This window comes from Bremerella sp. P1 (genome assembly GCF_028748185.1).
In the GTDB taxonomy this organism is placed as follows: domain Bacteria; phylum Planctomycetota; class Planctomycetia; order Pirellulales; family Pirellulaceae; genus Bremerella.
In genome coordinates this window covers 318,658-344,542 of the sequence record NZ_CP118164.1, presented here as the reverse complement: position 1 = coordinate 344,542, position 25,885 = coordinate 318,658, and the positions used below count along the sequence as shown (strand labels likewise).

Here is a 25,885-nt window from a genome sequence, read left to right as displayed (position 1 = left end):
TCAGGTGCTGCCAAGAAAAATTCTACCTCCCCTACCGTTTTAGATCAGGGTACTTAGCAGGCATAATAGGGACATGCTTCGTTACTAGTGGAGAGTGCCCCATGTCGGATTCACCTGTTAATCGTATTCCTTCCATTTCTCAGCTCATGGAACTGCGTCCGCTGAAGGACCTGGCCCATAAGGTTTCCAGCAGTACGGTCGCCGAAGGCGTGAAAGCGTATCTGCAGCCGTACCAGAAGATGGCCATGGAGGCCGCTCCGACGCTGCCGTATGCGTCGCTGCAGAGCCTGGCCAGTGAGATCTCGGATTGGATTCTTGGCCAACGCGGGCTGAGCCGGCCTGAGGTGATCAATGCGACCGGACAGGTACTGGGGGCCGATTTTCCCGCAGGGCCGATCGCCGAAGAGATTCTCGTCCAGGCCCATGCTCGCCGTCATGATTACCGCCAGGCAACCGCCCAGGAAAACTATCGTCAGGCAATCGAACAGTTGCTGTGCGAGATGACCGGTGCCGAGGCCGCGTTGATCGTCAGCGACCGTCAGGCAGCTTTCTACCTAATCTCCCAGGCACTCAGCGGGCAGAAGACGTTTGTGTCGCGTTCGCAGATGTCGTCGACCTTCGACCAAATTGCCATGCCCAAGCTGCTGGTGGAAGCCGGCGTGCAGGAAGTCGGTTCGAGTAACCAGATCGACCTGGCCGCGCTGGCGGGCGAGATCGAAGCAGACGCCGAGCACCTGTTGTGGTTGGACAAGACAAACTTTGTGGCCAGTGGCTCGGATGTCTTTCCGCCGACGCTCGAAGCGATCAAAACGCTGAAAGCTTCCGGCGCGTCGCTGTGGGTGGCACTGGGGGTGGCGGGTCTGCTGCCTGAGGCGATCCATGAAGAGCTGGGCCTCTGCAGCGCGAAGCAGGCCTTGAGTGCTGGAGCCGACGCGGTGCTTGTGGGTGGTGGCTTCCTGCTGGGAGGCCCTGGCTGCGCGATTGTGCTGGGCAAAGCCGATTGTGTTTCTAAGTTGTCGGAAGTTCCGATTGCCCGGTACTTGCAGACGCCACCGGCGAGCCTGGCCGAGTTGGAAGTCGCCTTGCGGATTCATCAGTCGGGCGAACGTGTCGACGACCGCATCCCGGTGATGTCGCTTCTGTCGACATCGGAAGAGAACTTAGATCTGCGGGCAACGCGGCTGGTCGAACAGCTCTCGGTTTCTCCTTGGATTGCGGAAGCCGAGGCGAGCTCGGCCGAAGCGTTCGTCCTGCCGGGCGGCATCAAATTGCCGACGCGGCACGTGACGCTCAAGCCGTCGCCTGAGGGGGCCGAAACGCTGCAGGCTCACCTGGCCGGATTCCCCTCGGTAGCGTGTTGGAGCCAGAATGGCGAGGAGATCGTCCTCGATTTGCGGACATTATTCCCCCGTAATGACGCGCAGCTGGTGAGCAAGTTAGTGCCAGAAAATAATACGTATGAGGGGGATGGTATGGGAAATACCGAAAAATAGTGCGAGTTGAAGGGCTAAATCAGCCCTCTTGGATGCAAGCAAACCCAGGATAAGGTAGCTTAGGCAAGATAAGCTTTAAGCAGCGTCCGTTTCCTGCGTACGCTGCTTTGCGTATATAGGTCCCACTTACTACCACTGTTGCGAGATCTTTGATGCTTCGAGCAGTCGCCATAATGTTCGTGCTGATTTTGCCCCTCTTGGGGCAAGCGCAGGAACTGCTCGTCCCGCACGAACATCACGAGTGGGCCAGCTTTCCCGAAGGCTCGTGGAAGCAAGTCCGACAGGTTACCGAAACGTTCAAAGACGGCGAACTGGTTTCGTCGATGACGACCACGCTGACCGTCCGTTTGAAGGAAGTTGGCAAGGACTACATCGTCCTGGAACGCGAAGCCAAGTCAGAAGTGAGCGGCCAGGTCTTCGAGAAGCCGATCCGTGAGTTCCGCAGTGGACTGAACGGGCAAACCGGAGGCCAACGCGTTCGCATCACCCCGGCGGGTGAAAAGAAGATCTCGATTCTCGGCAAGCCTTATACCTGCGAAGTGCGTCAGATGGAGGTTCTGGGCGACCCGACCAAGATCACCGGCAAGGTCTACTACAACGCGAACACGCCACCATTCATTCTTCGCCGCGAACACGCTTTTACTCCCGAAGGAGCCGAGGCACCGCAGAAGGAAATGGTTTCGGAAGTGGTCGCATTGAACAAGCCGTACCCGGTGCTGACCGAGATTAAGACGGTCGCGTTCATCGTGCAGAAGACGACCTCTGCTGAAGAGACGACCGAAACGGTCGAGGCCCAATGCACCGAGGTGCCTGGGTTTGTGGTGGGTACCTGGATGACCGCCTACGATGCCAATGGCAAAATCAAATCAAAGACGACCGTTCAGCTTTTGAACTACGAAGTCGCCGCCGAGACCACCAATCCGACGGCAGCCAAGACAGGCCTCTTCCGAAACAAGCGTCAACAGCGACGCCTGTTCGACGACGGTAGCAAATAACCAAAGCTACAGTAGATCTTCTGCGGCCGACAACAGAACGTCTGTCTCTTCCAGGCCGTCTTCTTCCACGGTCCAGTCTCCCAGGAGCATCTCGCTTTCCTCGTCTTCTAGCAGCATGGCATCGATCGCTTGGGCGTCGAAGCTGGAGAGAACGGGCTCTGCGGACTCGGATGGTTCAGCCAACGGACTTTGCTCGGCAGGCTGGGAATCGCTTTCCTGTGAGGTCGCCAGCGACGAATCGAAGCCGAGTTCCAACGGCACGACTGGAGAGCTTTCCGGTTCTCCTTCCAAGCGGATCGCAGGCGCAGTGACCACGAGCGGCTCCGCTTCTACCGGAGGTAGTGTCGGTGTACTAAAGGTCCGGGCAGGCTCGACGGGCTGGGTGCCGAGGTCTTTCTTCTGGCCGAACTCGCTGATGAACAACGCGAAGTCGGCCAGGTTTACTTTGCCATCCTGGTTGTAGTCGTACAGGTAGGCTTCGGGATCGTCGATGCCAACGATCTGGCCGAATTGGGAAATGAAGTTGGCGAAGTCGGTCAGGCCAACCTTGCCATCGTCGTCGGAGTCGTAAATCATCGGCAGGAAACTGCTGGAGATCTGGCGTTGTCGATCCAGCAGTTGATTGCCGTCGCCGATCTTGGCTTGATACAACTGGAAGCCATCTTGGTTGAAAGGTTCAAAATACGCCCCACCATCACCGATCGGCATACCAACCGCATCGCTGCTAGTAACCGGGAAGATGATCGTCCCGATCAGAATACGATTGCCCTCGACATAGGTACTCAGGTCAATGTTCTCGACGGTGATCAACAGATAGGGCATGTCCCCGTCCACTTCAACGATCATCGGGTTCTCGCCCAAGTTCGACAGCCAGACGGGATCAGTCAGCCAGTCGGCCGAGGCCTGCATGGCGAAGGTCAGGTCGAAATTCTCGGTCGGTACGTCCGCGTTCAGAGTCAGCCAGATTTCGGCGTTCACGTTGTCCCATTCCGTGAACTCAGGGGCATCGGCCGTGGTGCTGCTAACGGTACCAGGATCTTGTGTCTGGTCGTCGTGAACCAATTGGATATCGACCGCCCACTTCGGCGAGACGGCCACCTCTAGCGTCTCGGTCCCTACCAGGTTGTTCTCGCTGTCGTAGATGGTGACCGTCGGCATATAGATGCCAGGCAGGTCGTAAGTAACGTTTTCCACGGCCGAACCAATTTCGGTCACGATTTCATCGGTGTTCCCGTCGCCGTCGTAGTCGAAGTGGAACTCGTACTCGTTCGCGTTGAAGCCGGTGGTCGCAATCACGGTGGTGAATAACTCGAACTCTCCTTGCAGGCCATGTATGTCGGTGTCGTTGGCGTCTTCGACGGTTAGCAGAAGCATGCCGAGTTTGCCTTCGTCGGCATAAAGCCCGCCCAGCAGGCCATCGAAGTAAACCGGCGTTCCGACCAGGTCCGACACCGCCACCGTATCGCCATCGGACATACGGACAAGCATCGAATCGCCGGACACATTAACGGCGGCAATGACCTGCCCATCGACTACGGCAAAGTCACTAAAGCCTGCGAACTGCGAGGCGGCGTCGAAAAGATTGCCGACCACGTAGTCTCCGACCAGGTTGCCGTCCTGATCCCAGAACGCGACATGGATTGCTCCATCGTCGGCGTAGCCTTGGCCGGCGAAATAAGTATTGCCAGCGTCGTCGGTCTCGGCGCTGAGAATCCAAGAGAGGCCGGCGGAAACATCGATCGGATCGAAGTGGGAATGGTTGAAGTAGTCGAAGCCAAGGACCTCGTCATACATGAGAATGGCTTGGGAATCGGTGGTCGCATTGTCGGCATCAATCGCGAACTTGCCGTCTCGGGAAACATTGAGAATGCCGAGCCCGAGATTCCGCTGAACGCCGTTGGTGGCCGGTACCCGTTCCCACTGTGGGTCATCCACGGAACCAAAGTAAGGCGAATTCAGGCCATCGAATTCGTTGCCGACAATCGTTCCGGTTTCCGAGATGTCGTTGATGCGGCCCAGGCCACTGGTCGAGCTATCGAACTGCACGGTTTGTGGTGAAGCAGGATCGTACCAATACGTTGGCTCATAGAAGTATTGAGACGTATCTTCCGGATTCCAATTGGCTTCGCTCTCTCCGACAAAGACCAGCGAGCCATCGGGCAGCACGGCTGCCGAATAGATACTTCCCCACCGACGATCCGTGACGCCATCGGCCACCAGCAGCGAGTCCAGCAAGGTGATGGTTTCATCGGCCTGATACGCGGCCACGAGTTCTTGGGGGATCACCAACGGGTCTTCTTCCCAGAGTTCCCACTGGGTGTTGTGGCTACCATAGATATAGTGCTTTCCGTCGACGAAGATGCCGCCCAGGGGACTGGTCAGTTGGACCATTTCCTGATCGACGAGAATATCTCCGAAATGATCGGCCAACGGAGTTGCGGAATCGGGTAGTACCCGGGCTACCAACTCGACAGAGTCGCCTGTTTGCACCTGGGTCGTCAGCGAAAACAAAACCGGATCAGCGGCCAGAAGATTGCGGGCTTCAAGCGTTTCCAAGCGACGCCAGGCACGCGAGGGACGTTGTGATTTGGGGGCATGACCAGGGTGAGCAAAACGCCACTTCATTTTCGATCGTCATTTCGTAAGAAGAGTGGAGGCGAAATGCCTCGTTCACCGGGATATCGGGCTGGCCCCGGAAGCTTAGATGGTAACGGTCATCATGAAGTGGATCAACTTGAATCAGTGCGGATCTTCGGGTGCTTAAAGCCATACGTCTGCCAAGCTTGCGCAAATACATGTTGAGTTATTGATGGGTGTCGTTTACTTTAGTAGATAACTTCCAGTTATTTCTTACTCTTCTTTGCCCCCCACTTTCATCCCCTCCTGGAGCCCCGTTATGCGAGCCTTTCCTACGGCGACATCACGCCGCGCGTTCACTCTGGTTGAACTCCTTGTTGTGATTGCCATTATTGGCGTGCTGATTGCCCTGTTGTTGCCGGCCGTGCAGCAGGCCCGCGAGGCAGCTCGGCGGATGCAGTGCAGCAATAACTTGAAGCAGATCGGTCTCGCCGTGCACAACTACCACGATACCTACGGTAGTTTTCCGCCAGGGATCATTGTGAACTACAGCCGTTCGGCCACGTGGGACGTACTGACTTCGCCAAGTGCCTGGAACTGGTCGGCATTGATTCTGCCATTTATCGAACAGCAAGCCATGCACGACCGGTTGGGCATTACGCAGGGTGTGTACGCGGACGAAGCGTATCAGGACGCCACGCGGTTGGCGCTCATGCAAACACCCATTGCCGGTTACCGTTGTCCTTCGGATACGACGGACGATTTGAACGGCAATCTCGGCTGGTCGATGTCGCGTGGGGCGAATGACATTGCCACGATGAACTACGTAGCCATGGCCCACTTCAAGCGAGATGGCGATAGCTCGACGTTCGCGAACAACGATACGCAAACAGGTTCGTTTCTCGTTAACCGCGGACTGAAGTTTTCGGACCTGACCGATGGTACCAGCAACATCCTGGGCGTCGGCGAACGCTGCAATCGGCTGGGAAGCCAGCACTATCGAGCTGGCGTATGGGCTTGTTCGGCCGCCACGACGCATCCTTGCGATCATCGCTACGACGCGATGGCCTCGACGGCCCTGTCGCCCAACTCGAATCACCCCGACAACTGGCGATTGAACGGCAATCTGTCCAGCAATCATCCTGGCGGCGTGATGGCGATGCTGATGGACGCCTCGGTGAGTTTCATTCCCGAAACGATCGACCACGACCCGCTGCAAGATAATAATATCGATTCGGTGTACGAGAAACTCGGTGCCCGCAGCGACGGTCAGCCGGTCGGCGAGTTTTAAGTTGCCTGGAGTCGAAAGGCCGCACCTTCCTTATTCCATTTGATTCTTACAGGAACGAGTCTTCATGTTTTCCTTGTTGATCAAGCATCGTCTGATGGTGATGCTGTTGGGTGCCGCGCTGATGACCACGGTTGGTTGTGGCGGTGGCGAGTACGACAACCTGGGCGAAGTGAGCGGTAAGATCACCCTTGATGGCGAACCGCTCAAGCACGCCGTTATTACGTTCCAGCCCCAAGGTGGCCGGCCTGCCTACGGCAAGACAGGCGAAGATGGCAAGTACCGAATGATGTACACCGGCAGCCAGGCCGGCGCGACGGTCGGCATGAACACCGTCACGATCACCAACGGCGGCGAGAAACGCGACGAAGAAACCGGCAAAATCTGGTTCCAAAAGGAACAAGTCCCGCCAAAGTACAACTCGAAGACGGAGTTGACCTACGACGTCCAAGCCGGATCGCAGACGCACGACTTTGAGTTGAAGACGAAGTAGTAGCTACTTCGGCAACTGCGGATCGTACTTCAGCAGTTCTGGCTTGCTGCAGAACGGCGATGCCGGCAAGCCTTCTCGGTTGTACAGCGGGACGTGCTGTGGCGAGACTATGTAGGCATACCGCACGGCGATTGGGGCGGTTACTTTCGGGCTGGTCACGACAACCGTTTGGCCGTCGATAGTGGCCTCGGCCGCGTGCCACTGGCCATCGGTATCCGCGACTTCAAAGTAGGTTAGCTTTCCGTCCGGCGTTTCCTGGGGAGCTTCGAGACCCTGCTTCGAGGCGACCATTAGGCCGCTTTCGGCGTGCTGAAAGTGGACGGTGATATGGTCGCCGTCGATCTCTTGCCGGTCGAACAACGGGCCGCTGTAGGTAACTTGCTGGCCGTAATCTTTGGCCAAGGCCCAGCGGGCCAGTCGATCACCGACGTCGATTTTGTTCGGTGGATGAATGTTGCCCCCGACCAAGTCGAGCGTCACGGCCATGCCGGTATGCGGCACGTCGGTCGCGAGTCGCTGCTGCTCACGCAAGTACGACCAGCCTGGGCCGGCACCACTGCCGGGCAGCTGCACGAAATAGAACGGCAGGGCCTCGTTGTTCGTTGCGTCCCGCCAACCGCGGATGAGGGCTCGCATCTTGTGGGCGTACTCGTGAGGATCTTCCTGGGTGCCGCTATTGGACTCGCCTTGGTACCAGATCGCTCCCCGCACCGGCAGTCGCATGATGGGGGCCAGGCGAGAGTTGAACAGCCGGCCTGGAAGCCAATTCGCATCGCGAGCATACACTCCGCCAGGCAAGCGGCGGAGGGCTTCCAGGTCCTCGCGGTCCCCGAGTTCGCCTTCTTTTTCAAGCGTGGGATGCGAGGTGAATGCGGCCCGCGGGATGAACGGTTCGATCGGTGTTCCGCCGCGTGACGTATTGATGATGCCGATCGGGACGCCTAGTTTCTCTTGAAGCTTCCGAGCGAAATAGAAACTAACGCCTGAGAATTTAGTCACGTTTTTCGGTGAGCAAACGGCCCAGCCGGGTGACAGTTCCAACTCCTTGAGCGGCTCCGGCTGTGGACCGGCGTGAATGCGGCAGAAGCGAATCAACGGCAGGTTGGCGTTGGCGATATCGGCTTTGACCTCCGGTAGTTCATGGGCCATCCACTCGACCGTCATGGCCATGTTCGACTGGCCGCACGCGTGCCACAGTTCACCGACAAGCACATTGCGGATCTCCAGCGCCTCAGTCTGGCTGGCGACATTCAGCGCCTGCCCTTCGCTGCTTGCTGGCAGAGGCGGCAGCGTCACCGACCAGTCCCCGTTTGCGTCGGCTGTCGTTTCAATCTTTTCACTGGCAAAGCGAACGGTCAGCTTCTCGCCACTGCCTGCCCTGCCCCAGACAGTTACCGGCACGCCGCGCTGCAGGACCATGTTGCTCCCGAAGATGCTGGCAAAGTGAAGCTCGGCTTGCGACGGCGCGGCGACAAACAGCAAGAGCACGCAGGCAGCGATCAGACGGAGCGTATTCATCGAGACCCTCAGGCAGGTTGGGCATCTGGCAGGAAAGATTCAGGCGGGGTGAGTGAAGCAAACTACTTCGATTTCACAAAGCCGCGCTCGGTGGCGACGGGATCGGCGTCGTCCCACTTGGTTAGCCAGGCTTGCAGCTCTTGCTTGAGCCGCTGGGCATCCTTGGCATGTTTTGGATCGTCGATCAGGTTGGTCAGTTCTTCCGGATCGACCGTGCGATCGTAGAGAGCCCACTCCGGCCGGTGATGCAGGCGATGGACAATCGCGTCGTCCTTCTCGGTCTTGGTTCGCTTCGCCTTACGGACCCAGGTCGCGGCGGTGCTGGCCTTGCCGTCTTTTGGTTCGGACTCGAGCCACGCGAGTGCTTCGGTCAGGGTGACGTTCGAGGTGATCTCTTCGTCGTGCCGAGGCGACCAGATGAGCGTGAAGCGGTCGTCGCGGATCGTGCGGATCGGATAGATGCGATCACGATTGTCGATGATGTTGCAGTTGGTGAACGCACCGTACGCGTACTTGTGGACTTGTTCGTTGCCGCCAGTCCAGTTCTTCCATTGGCTCTTGCCGTCGAACGCATCGGCAGCCGCCTTACCGCCGACGACATCGACGAGCGTCGGGGTGATGTCGGCGATCCAGGTGAGCTGTGAATTGCTTGTCCCGGCGGGAATCTTCCCAGGCATCGCGACCACCAGGCCGCTGGTCAGGCCGTCGTTAAAGCACGTCCACTTGGCAAACGGGAACGCGTTGCCTTGTTCCGAGCAGAAAATCACGAGCGTGTTGTCGGCCAGCTTTTCCTCGGCCAGCACACCGCGAAGTTCGCCCAGTAAGGCATCCAAGTTGGTCACCTCGGCCAGGTGCAGTTGAAGTTCGCTACGATAGGCAGGCGTGTCGATCTTGTCGGCTTCCAACTCGAAGGCATCTTTGTCGTACTGCGAAGGATCGCCGGTGGTGTACGGGCCGTGCCCATCATGCGAAGCGACCACCAGGCAAAACGGATCGCCAGCGGCCTTGGCCTCCTTGATATAGGCCGTCGCGCGCTTGACCAGTTCGGGGTTGCCATCTTTCTGTTTGCTGACGTCGCCGAGGTAATCGAACGGATAGGCATCCTTCGGTCCGATATGCGTCTTGCCCAGCAGCCCTACCCGGTAGCCCAGCGGCTGAAGGTAATGCGGCAAGCTCTTGGTGCCGGCGACCGACTTGCTGTGATTAGGCATGGCCCGCGTTCGCCAAGCAGTGCGGCCGCTATAAAGCTCTTGCCGAAAAGGAGCACACATGGCGACGTTCGCATACACACCATCCAGCCGCATGCCGTCTTGGGCCAACTGATCAAGGTTCGGCGTGTGAGCCTGACCACCCCACGGGCCGAGCGAGTCGCGGTCGATGTCATCGCCGATCAAAATCAGGATGTTGGGGCGAGTGGTTTCCGCAGCCAAATAGGAAGAGGCCAGCAAAGCGAGCACGAAGCTCAAGAGAAGCGTTCGCATGGTGGTGCTTTAATTCGAAAGGAGAATGAAGCGAGGATGGGTAGGAGGCTTTAGTATAGAAGGGGGCGTGGCGACTTCCAAATGTTGTGTTGGCGGTTGGATCGTGCCGTTGCACTCCTTCAGGTTATTCAAACTCAAAGATTCCGAGCCAGGAAAAATGAGATGATTTGCTCAATAGATCAAGCATTGAAGTTATCAAGAATCTCCGAGCTTCCGAGTACTGCGGAACGAATGAAGTGTCCAGAGCAGTTAATTGACACGGTCGTTCTGCGTAATCTTTCGTTCATAACCAAGCATCTCTTTGGAAAGCCGTCGAAGTTCCTCTTTCACAGCACGGAATACTGGGGGCCCTTTGATATCGGATGTGTTTTGAAGGATGGAACCTTCCTCTGCTTCGAAAACAAAGGGGACTCAGTACAACGAACTGGTTTTGATAAGTTCATTAAGGATATTGAAACGGTCGGCTCAGATATCAAAGCACATTGTATGGAGCGATTCGACCATGTTCTCAAGAATCATGCCGGATACATTGAAACCTCTAAACGCATGTTCGCAAGTTTCTTTCTAAGGCTACGCTGTGATACGCAAAAGTGGTCACGAGACTTACCCTCAGACGCCGCAGAGCTCTTGCGTATCACCAACGAAGAATTCCTTGAACAGTTTAGAACTGGGGCTGAGTGGTTATATCGACTTAATGGCGTAGACAACCTGGATGAGTATCTCGACGGTTTTATTGGGAGTCGAGAATTGAGCAGCTTTCGATCCTTTTTTCTCATCACGGAAAAGACGGAGAATCGATTTACGCAGTGGTTGAAAAGTTATGAGAAGCTGCCGGACTCCAGTTCTTACGGAACCTATGAGTTTTTTGCCGATGAAAAAACGTACCCGCAGTACTTGGTAATAGGGAAACCGAGCGCGATTAGTTGAGATGTTGCGCGAGTGGCAACCACCTATCAGGCGAATCCTCCGCGGCAGACGTTTCAAACTTCGATACACCCGGCGGGCAGCATTTGGGGATCAGCCGTTTGGACTTCGCCAAGAATGGGGCGATGCGTTTGGGGGTAGATGATGTTAAACGGCCGAAGGCCAGCGGCATATCGAATTTCGGTAAAATGACAGAGCTACTTTGCCGTTCACTTGTTGAACTGTGAAGAAGTGAGTTCACTTCCCGACACGGTTCGGGGAATAGCAACCGGTCGTGGCGTCTGGTGAGATGATAGTTTCGGGGTGTCCCCGGGACCAAAGATGGTTAACTCATACCATCGATTCGCGGAAACGTGGAGATTCTTGGGCTTGCCTGATTGCAAGATCGTGCGTGCAGAAAGCTTCTCCTGAACGAAAAACTCGGTATCAGGATCTTCCTTCGGTTGAGTTTGCCCGCCGCGGAACCACTCGAGCTGTAGTTCGTATTTCTTGCTATCCAGTTTCTTGATGTGGGCAACGAACTTCAGGCCGACTTCATGCTGCGACTGGTCGAACTTCGACTCGACGGTGCTCCCGACGTCCAGCCAGAGGGGGCGATCGATCAGCGACATCATCATCGGCTGACTGCGGATCCGTGGAGCTTCCTGTCCAGGGATCTGTTCCAGGACCCGGATCTTCAGGGTGACCATTTCGATGTCCGTGGACTTGTCCTGTGCGTGGACGATCGTCCCGCTAATGAATACCACGAAAACAATCACTAGAATGAGTGACCGGGTGAATATCATGAAGGCTCCTGAATCAGCGATTCTTGGTTTCCGAATCGGGGGTAGAAGCTAGGTTGGCCGTCGGCTTCTCAATCGTGATCTCACACCAGCGGCTGGGGGAGACGGGGATCTTCTTCGTTTTTCCTGCCAAGACGATCGTTCTGGCGGTTAGCTTTTGCTGGGTGAACAACTCAGTTTCTGGCTCCCCGTCTGGCAGTTTCAGATTGCCGAGCGTAACACTGAGCTTGACTGTGTAGGTGTCGCTTTTGTCCGGCTCGATGGTCGCGGTGATCTGCGTGCCTAGCTCGTGCTTGGTGTCGTCGAACTTCGATTTCATTTCACCGCCGCTCACAAATCGGATCTCGCGACAAGTCAGGGTCATGATGGTGGGTTCGGCCAGGGTTTTGGACGCATTTTCAGGCATGGCCTCCAATACACGAATCTTGAGCGCCACCATTTCGGCCTGGGGAGTCGGCCGTTGTTCGTCCGCCGTAGCCAAACTGGTCGTGGAAAGAAGGACCAGGGTCGCAAACATACGGCTAAGGATGGTCTTCATGCTAAGCCTCCGAGGCTTGAGGGGGTTTTGCCAAACGTTGTGTGGGGCACCTTACATAGGATGGGGGATGACGTCGATGGCGATTTCTCGCGGCGTTTTCCTTACATGGCCAATGTTCTCGTTCAGCGCAAGTTCTTCGCTGCCCCTAGATCGCTTGCCGTTGGGACCTGTTGATTCTCTCCGAACGTGTTTCATTGCAGAAAAGAGGGGTTGTCTACCGATAGATAGTTGATATATAAATTAAATGGGTGGGCTGAGCCGTTACCTGCCGAGTCGCAAGCTTTGCCCTGCGGCTGGATGCTGGCCAAGGGAATTTCCAAACGGGCAAGATCACAGGGATGGAGATGATGAAAGAGCCTGGTAATAAGAGGCCGTCGCAGATCAGTCGGCGCGTCTTTACTTCAGAAGTGATAGCGGGAGGAGTCGCGATGGCGATGTCGAGTCAGTCAGCCGTACAGGCCGATGATGCCAGCGGGGGCCGGATGCCGGTGATCTTCATCGCGCATGGTTCTCCTGAACTGGCCGTCGACCCGGTGCGTGGTGCTCCCTTCACGCGGTGGGGACAGGAACTTGCTCGCCCCAAGGCGATCTTGGTGGTCTCGGCTCACTGGGAGAAAACGCGACCGGTGATGCTTAGCTCAACCGATCCTTCCGGCTTGGTTTACGATTTCAGCGGTTTTCCCCGGCCTTTGTACGAAGTGCGATACGATGCCCCGGGCGCGAAGCAGCTGGCAACTCGAGTCGAATCGATCTTGCCGAAGTCGTCGGTGGCTCGCTCGGATCGTGGGTTAGACCATGGGGCGTGGACGCCACTGGTTCACTTGTATCCTCAGGCGGATGTGCCGGTGCTGCAGATCTCGATGCCGAGTCGTGAGGGACCCCAGGGCCTGTTCGACTTTGGCAGGGCGCTGGCACCGCTGCGAGACGAAGGAGTGCTGATCGTCGGTAGCGGCAACATCACCCATCCGATGCTGGAACTGCGGCGCGGTCTACCTGGACAAACGCCTACGTTCGCCAAAGACTTCGACGATTGGACCAAGGCAGCCATTGAAGGCCGCGATTACGACACCTTGATGGACTACGCCGCGAAAGGCCCCGAGGTGCGGCGTAATCATCCGACGCCTGATCACTTCCTGCCGCTGCTGGTGACCGCTGGCGTAGCGAGCGTTGCGAACGCGAAACCAAAGTTCGTGCTGGAAGAATTCGAGTACAACCTCTTCAGCCGGCGATCGGTCGAGTTTTCGTAGTCACCAGGCGGAAGCGGAACGTTCTGCACGTCACGCCTTGAAGAGATACCGCCGGGCTGGGCAGAGTTGGCCTGCCCGGTGCTTGGGCTTGGTTTGTCGCCGGAAATTGCCAGGGGAATAATCATGCCCATAAAGTCCCCTCAGTTGTGGATTTTCTCTAAAGTTCCACGCGTTGCCTAGAGTGCATGCTTTGGTGCATAATACAGGGTTTCTCTACCCTGACTTGCTCGTATCCATAAGCCGACTGGAGTTTGAATGTCCATGGAAGATCGCTTTGCCAAGGTCGCGATTACGTTTGATGACGTGCTGCTTGCCCCGCGCTATAGCGACTTTGTGCCAGCGGACGTAACAACCAAGACGCAGCTGACGGCGAACATCGCCTTGAACATTCCGCTGCTCAGCTCGCCCATGGATACGGTCACTGAGTCGGAGATGGCGATCGCCCTGGCCAAGGAAGGCGGCCTGGGGATCATCCATAAGAATCTGTCGACCGAGGTCCAGACCGAAGAAGTCACCAAGGTGAAGCGTTCGGCCAACGGGATTATCGTCGACCCAGTCACGCTACCACCGACAGCACCGGTCAACGAAGCGAAGCGTGTGATGGATCAGCATCACGTTTCCGGCGTGCCGATCATCGGAAGTGATGGCAAGCTAGCTGGTATCATCACTCGCCGCGATTTACGCTTCCTCGAGTCGAATGACCTGTCTATCAATGAGGTTATGACAAAAGGCAACCTCGTGACAGCAACGGGGACCGTAACGCTTACGGAAGCTGAGCAAATTTTAACGGCTAAAAAGGTGGAGAAACTTTTACTGGTTGACGAAGATTACAAACTGACGGGTCTCATCACGATCAAAGACATTGACATGATGAACCGGTTCCCCCAAGCGTCCAAAGACTCGATGGGACGTTTGAGGGCTGGAGCCGCCGTTGGTGTGATGGATTTCGACCGGGTTCAAAGTCTCATCAATGCCGACGTCGACGTGTTGGTAGTGGATAGTGCTCACGGGCACTCCAAGAATGTCATCGAGACCGTTCGCGAGATCAAAAAGAACTGGAACATCGACGTGATCGCCGGCAACGTGGCGACTGCGGAAGGATGCGAAGACTTGATCAAAGCGGGCGCGGACGCGGTAAAGGTTGGCATCGGGCCTGGCTCGATCTGCACGACCCGAGTCGTCTCCGGGGTAGGTGTTCCACAGATCACGGCGATTCACGACACCAGTCAGGTCGCTTTGAAATATGGGATTCCGATCATCGCAGACGGCGGCGTTCGATTTTCCGGTGACATTACCAAGGCGATCGCGGCAGGTGCTAGCGTAGTCATGGTCGGCGGTTTATTCGCTGGCGTGGCCGAAAGCCCTGGCGAGGTGATCCTGTACCAAGGTCGAACCTTCAAGGTTTACCGCGGGATGGGCAGCCTCGGAGCGATGGTGAAAGGCTCCAAAGAGCGGTACCGACAAGGCAGCGTCACCGATGGTGGCAAGCTGGTTCCCGAAGGGGTTGAAGGTCGTGTGCCGTTCAAGGGTAATTTAAACGCGTTCGTGTATCAGTTGGTCGGCGGACTACGAGCCGGCATGGGATACTGCGGAACGCGAACCATCGAGGAGTTGCGCAAGGACGCCACCTTTATCCGAGTTACCTCGGCTAGTGTTAGGGAAAGCCATCCTCATGACATCGCGATCACTCAAGAGTCTCCTAACTACAGCCCGGAGACACACGACAACGAATAGCTTCAAGTTGCTTGCCACCTTGATGGTTCAAGGTGGCGTGATCCTGGGCGGTATCGCTGCCGAGGCCGAAGCTCAAGCACCGCGAGCCCTTCCCCGTTCGGTTTTGGAAGCGGCACCGGTCGAACAGACAACCACGGCGCAAAGCCACCTCAAGTGGCGACCTTCTTCCAAAGTCAGCGCCCCCGCCAAGCGGCCTGCCAGCAAGGTGCAGCCTGCTTCGCACGTACAGTTGACCGCTGCTGACGGTCACTCGGTCGTTCAAAACGTTTCGACGCTCCCCCCGGCTGACCCGTTCAACGATCCCTTCGGCGACCAAATCCCCCACTACACCGCTCAACAGGTTCAGCCGCCGAGCCGCTTTTCGGCTCCACCAAGCCGTCCGGCCGAAGAACCAATGCCAGAGCCGATGCCGGAACCCATGACCGAGTCGCCAATGCTGGAAGAACCTTCCACGCCGACTCCGATGCAGCCTACGCCCATGCAGCCGGCTCCAACCCAGCCGATGCCGATGGAAGAGGCTCCGATGGAAAAGCCGATGCCGGAAGTCACGCCGATGCAGCCGATGACGCCGCCTCGTTCGCGTAACGACCTGCCACCGCCGCTGTTCCGCACGCAGCCCGAAATCGCCAACAATGCCGACGCCGATTGCGAGCAGGTCTATCTGGACCGTAACTGCTGCGAAGAGTCGGATAGCTGCCGCGAAATTCGCACGGAGCTAGGTCGTTTCGACATTCGCAACATCTCGCTCGACATCTCTTCGCCGTTTGCTCCGGATGAAGATGATCCGGCCGTTGCCGAGTCGATGCAGGCTCAGGCCATGCAGGGTGCTCCATCCCGCGAGTGGCGTAACATTCAAGGTGAAGTCATTGCCGATGGCCGCATGCTCGACATCCGCGATCGCCGCGTGCTGATCGACGATGGCAACGAAATCAAGCGAATTCGTATTCAAGACCTGGGCAGCGACGAGAAGTGCTTCCTGACTGCTCACTGGAACTTGCCATACGAATGCGGTTGGACCGACCAGCCGTTCATGGGCCGCCACTGGGCTCCGCTGGAAGTCAACTGGACCGCTTCGGCATTGTGCCACAAGCCGCTGTACTTTGAAGATCGAGCCCTGGAACGTTACGGTCACATGACCGGACCGATCTCGCAGGTTGCCCTGTCAGGGGCTCACTTCTTCGGAAGTGCGGTACTGCTGCCCTACCAGATGGGCATGTATCCACCGACCGAGTGCCGTTACGCGTTGGGTTACTACCGACCAGGCAACTGTGCTCCGCACCTGATTCCACCGGTACCACTGAGTGCCCGCGGTGCTGCCTTCCAGGCTGCTGCCGTCGTGGGGGCCGTTTACTGGATCCCCTAAAGACCGCTACCTTCCCTACTGGGAGCGATTGGACCGGAAGGGCAGCCTGTATGCCAGGCTTGCCCTTCCATTGTTTCTTGAGCGAGTTATTCCGACTCGAGATCGAAGTCAAATTGATTGCTCGCGCCTTCCTGCACCTCAACGATTAGTTGGCTTTGCTCGTTGTACTTGGCAGGCACGGACTCTGGCGTCATGACGTCGCGTCCATCTTCGCCCGTTTCCGTGCGTGCCGCACGAATGCGAACGACGTATTCTCCCGGAGGCGCACCGGTCTGATCGATGGTGTAGACCAAGTCGTACTTACCGCTGGCATCGGTCATTGCCGTCGCTGGTCGGCCCCCTTCTGTTGGTGTGAAAACCACTTCAGCTTTCGGTAGAGGTTGTCCGTCTAAGGTGACCGTGCCTGTCACTCCCTCTTGGTTTCCGTTACAGCCCAGAAGTGACGTTGAGAGGATCAGCGCGAAACAGTAGAGAAGTCGCTTCATAATTGTGCCAACTAGTTCCAGAGAATCTACATATGCTTGCTTGCCAACCGTGGCCCGTTATTGGCAAAAAAAAATGCGTGGAGACCAAGCTAGCGTTGCCCGTGATCTCCACGCTATACGATCTGAAGATTAGAAATCGCTGACCGGAGCTCCGTCGTCTCGAGCACCGAGCCGTTGATACGTACCCAGGTTGTTCGAGTTGAAGCTTGGCGGGGCGTCGTTGCCATTCTGAGCATTACCATCGACGCCAGCATTGTTGTAATCGATGGTGTCTGCAATGAAGTGAACCGAACCATCGACAAAGGCAAACAGCGAGCCACCGGGATGCTGGCTGGCGAACCCTTCGGTGCATTGATGAGCCGAGTTATTGGTGTGGTTAACCGGCTTGGTCACGCGACCCATTGTATAGTCAGCCCCTTGGTCACCACCACCGGTGACGTTGCGGTTTCCTACCCAAGCACCTTGGGCACATCGCAGATTGCGTTCGCCCAGGAGGAAGGTATTGGAGGTACCGTCGGTGATGTCAGCGAATCGCATTTCGCTGCCACGGAACAAAGCACCGTTGTTGCGGCGGTGGTCGACATCAAACATGCCGCAAACACCGATGTAATTCGATTTGGCAACGCGGAAGTTTGCCGAGAAGCTCGATTGGCCGTTGAAACGGCGACCTTTACCACCATTCATCTTACCGCCATCCATCAAATGTCCGCCTGGATCGGAAGGACAAATGAAGATGTCGAGCTTGGTCTGGGTTAGCGGGCGAAGCGTGGTGTTATCGAGCGTTACTTTCAGGTCCTGCTGAGAGACACGCAGTTGGTCGTAGAGAGACGTTTGTTCGACAAATGGCAGGATATGAGCACCCCAGCCCCACATTTGTCGATCACCGGTGCCTGAGTGGTCGCCGCCAGCGGGCAGCTCACCGAAGACATCGTGGTGATTATGCAGGCCGAGGGCCAGGTTTTTGAGGTTATTGTTGCAGCTCATTCGACGAGCGGCTTCACGGGCTTGTTGAACAGCCGGCAGCAGTAAGGCGATTAACACACCAATGATTGCGATAACAACTAGCAGTTCGACAAGCGTGAATCCATTTTTCGCGCGCATAGATTACTCCGTAATTTGAGAAGACAAGGACGAGATGAGAACCGTATTATAGCAATATTTCACAACAAGTTCAAATTAATTACATGTCCGGTGGTCGTTTTGCGGTCCCTAGCTGCTTTTGAACGCGTGATTAAAGGGGGTTAGTACGTTATTGCTGGTTTGACCCCCTGCCGGATGTGGTATAAACGAGTCCATTGAGCCACTCGGTAGAGGTAGTGGTGACGCTGTTTTGTGGTTTTCCGCAACAGGAGTGTCAAATAAAAAAAAGGGGAAGCCTAAAGCGGTTGGGGGGAAGTGCTCGCATCGGAAAATTGCCCTGCTTTGGAGGTCAAATAAATGGCTTCAAGGGCATTCGCCCAAATCGATGGAGGGGCCAGCGTCGTCTACTCAGTGCCTCCATTGCGATTTGCGTGGAAACTCTTGTGCCTAGGGAAACTTGGCAATGCTGATCTTTCTGGACTACTTCCTGCTGATCTTTCACCTCGCTCTGACCGCATTTAATGCCCTGGGTTGGGCGTTTGAGAGAACGCGCCTGGCACATTTAATCCTGATCTTGTTGACGCTAGCGTCGTGGACCGTCCTTAGTCCCTTTTATGGATGGGGGTACTGTCCGTTTACGGACTGGCATTGGCAGGTCAAGCGAGCACTGGGCGAGAGTCCCCTGCCCGGTTCCTTTATTAAGTACTGTCTCGACGGCTGCACTAGCTGGGACTCGGATCCTACGGTGGTGACTTATGCGACGGCGGCTGTGGGGGTCGTGGCCCTGGTCATGTCGATCGCCGTCAACGTTCTTGCCTGGCAAAACAGCCGGAAGGCCCAGCGGGCAGAAACCGCGTGATTTAGGGCCAATGCTCTCTACGCAAGCCCAATCAGACACGCTAGCTGGGGCCGCATCGTGTTAATTTGCAAAATATCTGCGGCTCGTACCGAAAGTGTTGGTTCTTCCTGCGTTTCCGTGCCGATTGGTTGTGTTGAAGGTATCGAAGATTCAACCTGAGATGCACTCGAGGTCTGCCCTTGGGCGACCAACAGATTGCCAATTCACCAACCGTTGTCGACCACTGGGCCATCCAGTTGCCTTTCGATTGCGAAAGAGGAACCCATGAGAGCCACTACCTTGTGGACCGCCTTAACGTTGTCCACAGTGTTATTTGCCGCACAGGCGAACGCTGAAAAGACAACTTATGCCAACCAAACCGGTCAGAAGACGATCGGCCAAGACTCATCTGCCGTGGTAAGTTTTGCCAACGGCGATTGGCATGAGAAGCCACAGGACGAGGGACAGCCTGGGCCGCAGATGCAACCGCAGATGCCGCCAGGGATGAATCCTTACGTCGCTATGGATCCTTACGGCCAGATGATGATGCCAGGCATGGCCGGTGCTTATGCTCCGGGTGCTGTGATGCAGGCCGGCTACGGGATGCCCATGGGTCCTGGATACGGCATGGCTGCACCAGGCGGTCCCATGATGGACCCCAACGTGATGCCTGCAAGCCACTGGGGCGGCTACGGCTGCCAAGCCTGTGGCGGTGCTGGTTGTCAGCAGTGCATGGGTGGCGGCCACGGTGGTCACTTGGGCAAACATGCTGGTAACGACTGCTGCAATGCTTGCGGCGGTGCAGGTTGCGGAAACTGCTGCGGCTTGACCGGCGGTCACGTCTACTGTGGCTTCAGCCGCGGGATTGGCAATGCCTGGGACATGACTCCTTACGGCGGACCTTGTGCTCCTCGCTGGTGCGACGTGGTCGTCGATGCGACGTTCTTCATGTTCGAGCCAGGAAACAGTTCGACTGTCCTGACTTCGCAAGGTGCTGCCAACAACCCTGTGTTTGGAACCGACAACTACGACTTCACCAATCAAGGTGGCGTTCGGATGTCGCTCAATCGCACGTTCACTCCCGGCACTTACCTCGAATTCAGCTACCTGGGTATGGGTAACTGGGCTTCGTCGCAAACGGTCCAGGGTGTGGGTGACTTGTTCTCGCCATTCTCCGACTTCGGTGTTGATCCAGCCGGTGGTTACGCTGAAACCGATCAAGGCAGCCTACAGATCTTCTCGACCTCGAATCGCTTCGATTCGTTCGAGTTGAACATGCGACGCTTCTTCACCTCGGCCAACTGCTGGTGGCAAAGCTCGTGGTGGGTTGGTATGCGATATGTCCGCGTGGATGACGACGCTGTCTACAACACGATGGGTGCTTCGGGCGACCTGGCCTACTCGATCGACGCTGACAATGACCTGTTCGGTGCCCAAGTCGGTTTGGATTCGGCCCTGCGGCTGACCACCCGCTGGACCTTGTCGGTGTTCGGTGAAGTGGGTGTGTACGGTAACCGTGCTACCCAGGACTCGACGATTGCCCTGAACAATGCCGCGACGGTTCTGCAGGAAACGACTGCTTCGCGACGAGGCTCGATGGTGCTGGAAGCAGGCTTCCTGAGTACCTTCAAGATCGTTCCGCGAGGCACCTTGCGAGCTGGTTACCAGATCGTCTACATCGACGGTATCGCCCTGGGAAGTGACTCGTTCAACTTCGAGACTGGGGGCGTCGCACCGCTGAACACCGCTCTGGCCGGCCGTCAGGCGTTCATCAACGACAACGGGAACGCTCTTTATCACGGTCCAACGGTCGGTTTCGAGTACACCTGGTAAGGGTGGCCTGACTCGAGACTTAGAAGAATTGCTGATAGGGTCGACGAACACGTCGACCCTATTTTTTTGCGCTCTATGGACACTTAAAACGATTTCTCCGGCAGATACCAGCCTGTCGGGGGGAATCGTTTTTCTCAATTTCTGGGGAAATGGGTAGAAAATCGGAACATTCGTAACTATCGTCAGTCTAAGTATATTCCGTCAAACTACCTAAATGGCGGGGCAAGGCCATCCTATGGAGTTTCCGCGCGGCTCGCTGCTGAGCCTAGTTGCGATCTCTTTTTGATCTGGCGCAGATGCTCATCATTACTGCTCGTTCAATTTGCATTTTGCCTTGTCCGCCCATTTCATCAAAAACAACCTGAGATTCATCCTGCGTAAGGGGAGTGATTCCATGAAGCGCCGCGGCAACCGTAAATCCTCTAAGCGTCGCCACAATGACGTGCATCGAAGTGAGTTAGAACAGTTAGAAATTCGGTCGATGCTCTCCGCCGATTTGTGGGAATCGCTGGAAATGATCCCAGCGAGCGAATCGGGGGCTTATGCCAAGGTGACTGCGACGACGTATAAAGGGTTGTCCCTCGATGTCGACGCGATGCGTAGCCTGCTCGAAACGGCCCCTGGCGAATTCTCGGGCGAAGACGGTGTCGTCGTCGAGCTACCGACCCCAGATGGTACGTTCGAGAGCTTTGCGGTCTACTCGACCAGCGTCATGCATCCCGATCTAGCCGCCAAGTACACCGACATCATGACGTTTGTCGGTTACTCGCTGGATAACGACTATGGCAATCTCCGCATGGATATCACTCCGCACGGTTTCCATGCCCAGGTGCTCAATCAGGACGGATCGTACCTGATCGATCCTTATTATCACCTGGAAGATGACTTCTACACTTCGTACTTCCGCAGCGATGCGGTCAGTCCAGGTATTGAGACATCGGTTAACGATATTATCGATGCTCACATTCATGAAGATGAAGGTAGCAGTAGCCTCGATTTGACGAGCCGCGGTACCACTGCTGATTCGTTCTCTCGCAGCAGCGGTGATGAACTACGCGTTTACGCCACGGCCATTTCCGCGACGGGTGAATACACGGCACAGTTTGGTGGAACGGTTGCTGACGGTCTGGCTGCTGTGACCACGGCGATCAACCGAATCACCGGTATCTACGAGTCGGAAGTGGGTATCCGATTTGAATTGGTCGCCAACAACGATCAGATCATCTATACCAACGCTGGAACCGACCCGTTCACCACCGCGAACACGTTCAACGATGTGATCACGATGGCGACGGAAAACCAAACCGCCGTCGATAACGCCATTGGTGCGGCCAACTATGACATCGGTCATGTGTTTGGATACAGCCCTGCCGGCCTGGGTGGTTATGGCCCGGGGCCTGTCGGTTTGAATGGCCAGAAAGCCATGGGGGCGACCGTTCTCGATGTGCTTGATGCCGATGTCTTCTATGTCGACTACGTTTCGCACGAAATCGGACACCAGTTCAGTGCCAACCATACCTGGTCATACTGTGGCGGTCCGAACTCAGAAGGTACGGGAGCCGCGGTCGAGCCAGGTAGCGGTTCGACGATCATGGGTTACGCCGGTATCTGCGGTGTCGACGATGTGGCCGCCAACTCGGTGCCGTACTTCAGTGCGTTTAGCTTCGAGCAAATCATCAGCTACGTCGACGACACGATTCCAACCGTCGGTACGCGAATCACCACGGGTAATGCGATCCCGACCGTGGACGCTGGTGCCGACTACGTCATTCCAGCCAACACTCCGTTTGTGCTGACGGCAACCGGTTCCGATCCCGAAGGCAACGCGTTGACCTACTCTTGGGAGCAGATGGACGCCGGTACCGGAGCTCCTCTCGCATCGGGTGATACCGGAGCGAACGCGATTTTCAAGTTCGTCGAACCAACCTCCGATCCATCGCGATACTTCCCCGCCTACGATGACGTGCTGAACAACACGCTCTCGGTTGGTGAAACTTATCCCACGACGGATCGTGATCTGAACTTCCGTGTTACCGTTCGCGATAACAACGGGACTTACACGGCAATCAATAACGACGATATGCTCGTGACGGTCGTCGATACCGGTGCCCCGTTCCAGTTCACCATGCCAGCTGGGGGTGAAAACCTTGTTGGCGGAGACTTGTTTACCTTCACCTGGGATGTCGCCGGTACGGATGCTGCTCCGATCGATACCCAGAACGTCCGTATTACGATGTCCGTCGACGGCGGTTTGACCTTCACCGAAACGGTCGTCGACAGCACGGCCAACGATGGCAGTGAAGAGTTGGCCATTCCGAATGTCGCTTCCAGCCTGGTTCGTTTCCGCATTGAAGCCATCGGCAATGTCTTCTACGACATTACCGACGCCAATGTGACCGTCGCGTTGGGTGCTGGTATCGGTGTGAGCGGCGTCGATGTTTGCGGTGTCGCATTGCCGGAAGGAACCACTTCCTTCGCCGGTGCTATTGGCGGTAACTTCTTCGCATCGAACAATGCCATCCTCGACGGTGCCAACCCAGGACAGCTGGGCTACGACGAGGCCATCCTCGACTTCCTGCGTGGAAGCGGAACGGCAACCGAGATTCCGAAGTCGGAATACTCGATTGCGGTTGTGGGTAACGGCAATGTTGCCTGGTCGTTCACCAACGGTACCCAGGAAGCAACCGGTTACGAACGTACCGACTTCTATAACATCAACTTCATTGATCCGACCGTCTTCAATGAATTGATCTCGCACGACCTGATCATTATTCTTTCTGGTGAAGATGCCGTGACCGATGGCCTCACGGACACGGAAATGGCCTTGTGGGCGACGGTTGAAAATAACATCGCCGATGCCGTTAATGATCGTGGGCTTGACCTGTGGGTGGGTGCCTCCGGTGGTGATACCGCCTACCACGACTTCCTGCCAACGGGCGCTTTGACCGCGATCGCCCAGACTGGACTCGATCCTCTTGACGGCTTTGAAGTGACCGTCGAAGGGCAGTTGCTGGGAATCACCGATACGATGGTCGATGTCGGTGACGCGACATACTACTACAGCGTCGTCGATAGTGATCTTTCCACGCTGGAACAGCGTTACGTCGGTGAGCCAATTTCCGTCGCTGGCGCAAACATCGCGTTCTACAATGACGAACTGATGCCGGCCGCTGATGTCCCTGGTGGAACCACTCAAGGCCTGGTCGGTCTGGCCTTTGAAGACTTGAACATGGACGGCTTCCACGATCCGATCGAAATGGGTGTCGGTGGTGCGAAGTTCTTCATCGACTACAACGGTGACGGCCTGATTGGTCTTTGCGAACCAACCGCGACCGCCAATGCCGCTGGTCAGTTTGTCCTGCGTTCGGCCTATTCCGGAACGTTTGAAATTCTGCCGGTTCCAAGCCCAGGTGCTGTCGTAACGACGACGACCCCGATTTTCGTGACCATCGAAGATGACGGTTCGGCTACGCTGAGTGCTCCGCTTGAGTTCGGCGTGATTGCCGGTTCCGATACTGGTGACAGTGGACTTGGCGGAACCACGCCGGTCGCTCAGGGTGCTTACCTGGGTGCCAGCCCCATCGCTGACGACGGTGTGTTCTTCGGAAACGGCATTCAGAAGGGAACCAACACGGTTTCCATCACTTCGAGTGTCGTTCACAACAATGTCGTCATGAACGCGTGGCTCGACTTCAACAAAGACAATGTGTTCACGGACAATGAACGCATCTTTACCAACGTCAAGCTGACTCCGGGACAGGCTGACTACACGTTCAGCATCCCATCCACGGTCTTTGACGACTCGGTTCTGCCGGATGCCGCTCGCCTGGCAGCCAACATGCGGTTCCGCGTTGGTCCAACGCTGAACATCGGCGCAACGGCAGACGATTCCTTCGGTGAAATCGAAGACTACAAAGTTTTCATCAGCCAGGATCCTGACAACGGCCTGGTCGCTCTGGACGATGTCTTCACTTACGAAGAAGACACCGACGGACAGGTCTTCAATGTCTTGGCCAACGACAGCAGCTTCTTCAATCGCTCGCTGACGATCGTCCCAGGCAGTGTGGCCAACATCAGCCCGGTTGAAGTTCCACCGCTGGACATTTATGTCTCGGCCGACGGGACGCGAATCATCTTTGATGCGGCCGGCGTCATGGATCTGACCGAAGACATTACCTTCGAGTACACAGTTCAAGATTCCGCTGGTGTCATGGAAACCGCCACGGTGACCTTGGTTGCTCCGGTTGATCCACTGGCTGCACCCGCTTCGGCCAGCCTGTTGGCCTTCAACAACAAGACCCAGGCCGCGGACGTCAACAATGACGGCAGCATTACCAGCTTGGACTACGTTACGATTCTGAAGGAACTGCGTACCGCTGGTTCGCGTTCTCTACCAAACTTCGGAAGTGGTTCGACGAACTTCAACATGTTCATCGATATCAATGCCGACGGACGCTTCTCAGCACTCGACTTGCTGAAGATGTCGGATATCCTGGCGACCTACAATTCGCACGGCGAATCGCTGGAGCAAGAACCGGTCGTTAGTGAATCGGTCGAGACGCTTGCCGCTATGCCTGTGATCGAAGTTGCGGCTCCGATCGTGGAAGAAGAGCAAGCGATTGTCAGTCCGACGGCACCTGTCTCGCAAACTTATGGCAAGTTCCAGGTCGTTGCTTCAGATCTGGTGATTGCCTCGGAGACGGGCGATTCGGAAACGGTTGAGACTCAGGTCGTTCCAGATGAAATAACGACCGAACTGGCCTTCAGCTCGCTGGAAAGCGACCAGAGTGACCTGCTCTGGAGCGACAGCGACGACCTTGAGCTCGCATCCTCCGAAGGTGAAGCAGAAGATGACGTCTTCGCTGACCCAGAGTGGGATAAGGAACTGCTGAGCTATTAATTCTCGGCCCAATTTTCAATTCGAGAAAGCCTCCCTTATTAGGGGGGCTTTTTTTATGGGTTTGCGCAAAAATACGTGCTGTGGATTGACCAATCGGCCGGAACGCCCTGTCGGCATGTTCCCCCTCTAAGATTTAGTTCGATTGGCAAGATTCTAGGGGAAATGCGGGAACTAGCACGCAGGTCAGGGCGTCAAAACGTCGACAAGCCCTGTTTTCTCGCCGCTACCGCGGCAAAGAATGCGGCGGAAGTTGATTCCTAAGTACAACAACAGCAATGGTTTAGCGGTGGTTTCTGGCTGGTTGGGCATTTCTCTC

General features: G+C 56.3%; 18 protein-coding genes. 11 read left to right on the top strand and 7 right to left on the bottom strand.

All coding sequences use genetic code 11. The features are described from left to right. Positions 1–101 precede the first annotated feature (101 nt). Together PSR63_RS01325 and PSR63_RS01320 are read left to right on the top strand one after the other, a co-directional pair. A complete protein-coding gene (locus PSR63_RS01325; protein WP_274330068.1) occupies positions 102–1,493 on the top strand; it encodes a hypothetical protein in 1,392 nt (463 codons plus the stop codon). Positions 1,494–1,645: 152 nt separating this feature from the next. Further along, positions 1,646–2,488 carry a hypothetical protein gene (locus PSR63_RS01320; RefSeq protein WP_274330066.1) on the top strand — a complete coding sequence of 281 codons (843 nt, stop codon included), beginning with the start codon at positions 1,646–1,648 and terminating at the stop codon, positions 2,486–2,488. A gap of 6 nt (positions 2,489–2,494) precedes the next feature. On the opposite strand, the gene PSR63_RS01315 is transcribed toward PSR63_RS01320, so the two are convergent. Continuing rightward, a complete protein-coding gene (locus PSR63_RS01315) occupies positions 2,495–5,113 on the bottom strand; it encodes an EF-hand domain-containing protein (RefSeq protein ID WP_274330065.1) in 2,619 nt (872 codons plus the stop codon). Positions 5,114–5,384: 271 nt separating this feature from the next. Between PSR63_RS01315 and PSR63_RS01310 the strand changes: the two genes are divergently transcribed. Further along, positions 5,385–6,356, top strand: coding sequence for a DUF1559 domain-containing protein (locus tag PSR63_RS01310; RefSeq protein ID WP_274330064.1), 972 nt, complete (start codon positions 5,385–5,387; stop codon positions 6,354–6,356). 64 nt (positions 6,357–6,420) lie between these two features. Then, positions 6,421–6,846 (top strand): carboxypeptidase regulatory-like domain-containing protein, encoded by a 426-nt coding sequence (locus PSR63_RS01305; protein WP_274330062.1) that lies wholly within the window; start codon positions 6,421–6,423, stop codon positions 6,844–6,846. 3 nt (positions 6,847–6,849) lie between these two features. Here the strand turns inward: PSR63_RS01305 and PSR63_RS01300 are convergent, their stop codons facing one another. Together PSR63_RS01300 and PSR63_RS01295 are read right to left on the bottom strand one after the other, a co-directional pair. Next, a complete protein-coding gene (locus tag PSR63_RS01300; RefSeq protein ID WP_274330061.1) occupies positions 6,850–8,364 on the bottom strand; it encodes a sialate O-acetylesterase in 1,515 nt (504 codons plus the stop codon). Positions 8,365–8,426: 62 nt separating this feature from the next. Further along, the gene (locus tag PSR63_RS01295; protein WP_274330059.1) at positions 8,427–9,845 is read right to left on the bottom strand and encodes a sulfatase-like hydrolase/transferase; all 1,419 of its coding nucleotides are present in this window, start codon (positions 9,843–9,845) and stop codon (positions 8,427–8,429) included. Positions 9,846–10,007: 162 nt separating this feature from the next. On the opposite strand from PSR63_RS01295, the gene PSR63_RS01290 reads away from it, so the two are divergent. Further along, positions 10,008–10,772 carry a hypothetical protein gene (locus PSR63_RS01290; RefSeq protein ID WP_274330057.1) on the top strand — a complete coding sequence of 255 codons (765 nt, stop codon included), beginning with the start codon at positions 10,008–10,010 and terminating at the stop codon, positions 10,770–10,772. Positions 10,773–10,978: 206 nt separating this feature from the next. Here PSR63_RS01290 and PSR63_RS01285 read toward each other — a convergent pair whose 3' ends face one another. Continuing rightward, positions 10,979–11,554, bottom strand: coding sequence for a hypothetical protein (locus tag PSR63_RS01285; RefSeq protein ID WP_274330055.1), 576 nt, complete (start codon positions 11,552–11,554; stop codon positions 10,979–10,981). 13 nt (positions 11,555–11,567) lie between these two features. Then, a complete protein-coding gene (locus tag PSR63_RS01280) occupies positions 11,568–12,089 on the bottom strand; it encodes a hypothetical protein (protein ID WP_274330053.1) in 522 nt (173 codons plus the stop codon). Between the two features lie 434 nt (positions 12,090–12,523). On the opposite strand from PSR63_RS01280, the gene PSR63_RS01275 reads away from it, so the two are divergent. The 3 genes from PSR63_RS01275 (at position 12,524) to PSR63_RS01265 (ending at position 16,433) form a co-directional block, all read left to right on the top strand. Then, positions 12,524–13,336 carry a DODA-type extradiol aromatic ring-opening family dioxygenase gene (locus tag PSR63_RS01275; RefSeq protein ID WP_274330052.1) on the top strand — a complete coding sequence of 271 codons (813 nt, stop codon included), beginning with the start codon at positions 12,524–12,526 and terminating at the stop codon, positions 13,334–13,336. Positions 13,337–13,597: 261 nt separating this feature from the next. Beyond that, a complete protein-coding gene (guaB, locus tag PSR63_RS01270; RefSeq protein ID WP_338000680.1) occupies positions 13,598–15,070 on the top strand; it encodes an IMP dehydrogenase in 1,473 nt (490 codons plus the stop codon). Between the two features lie 7 nt (positions 15,071–15,077). Then, positions 15,078–16,433 (top strand): hypothetical protein, encoded by a 1,356-nt coding sequence (locus PSR63_RS01265; protein ID WP_274330048.1) that lies wholly within the window; start codon positions 15,078–15,080, stop codon positions 16,431–16,433. 86 nt (positions 16,434–16,519) lie between these two features. Here the strand turns inward: PSR63_RS01265 and PSR63_RS01260 are convergent, their stop codons facing one another. Both PSR63_RS01260 and PSR63_RS01255 read right to left on the bottom strand, forming a co-directional pair. Continuing rightward, complete coding sequence (locus PSR63_RS01260; RefSeq protein WP_274330047.1) at positions 16,520–16,918, bottom strand: carboxypeptidase-like regulatory domain-containing protein; 399 nt, start codon at positions 16,916–16,918, stop codon at positions 16,520–16,522. Between the two features lie 129 nt (positions 16,919–17,047). Further along, the gene (locus PSR63_RS01255; RefSeq protein ID WP_274330046.1) at positions 17,048–18,019 is read right to left on the bottom strand and encodes a DUF1559 domain-containing protein; all 972 of its coding nucleotides are present in this window, start codon (positions 18,017–18,019) and stop codon (positions 17,048–17,050) included. A gap of 442 nt (positions 18,020–18,461) precedes the next feature. On the opposite strand from PSR63_RS01255, the gene PSR63_RS01250 reads away from it, so the two are divergent. The 3 genes from PSR63_RS01250 (at position 18,462) to PSR63_RS01240 (ending at position 25,569) form a co-directional block, all read left to right on the top strand. Then, entirely contained in the window at positions 18,462–18,857 is a 396-nt protein-coding gene (locus PSR63_RS01250; RefSeq protein WP_274330045.1) for a DUF2784 domain-containing protein, read from the top strand. Between the two features lie 264 nt (positions 18,858–19,121). Continuing rightward, positions 19,122–20,669: a hypothetical protein gene (locus PSR63_RS01245; RefSeq protein WP_274330043.1), complete on the top strand. Its 1,548-nt coding sequence runs from the start codon at positions 19,122–19,124 to the stop codon at positions 20,667–20,669. 481 nt (positions 20,670–21,150) lie between these two features. Beyond that, a complete protein-coding gene (locus PSR63_RS01240) occupies positions 21,151–25,569 on the top strand; it encodes a reprolysin-like metallopeptidase (protein WP_274330042.1) in 4,419 nt (1,472 codons plus the stop codon). Positions 25,570–25,885: the final 316 nt, after the last annotated feature.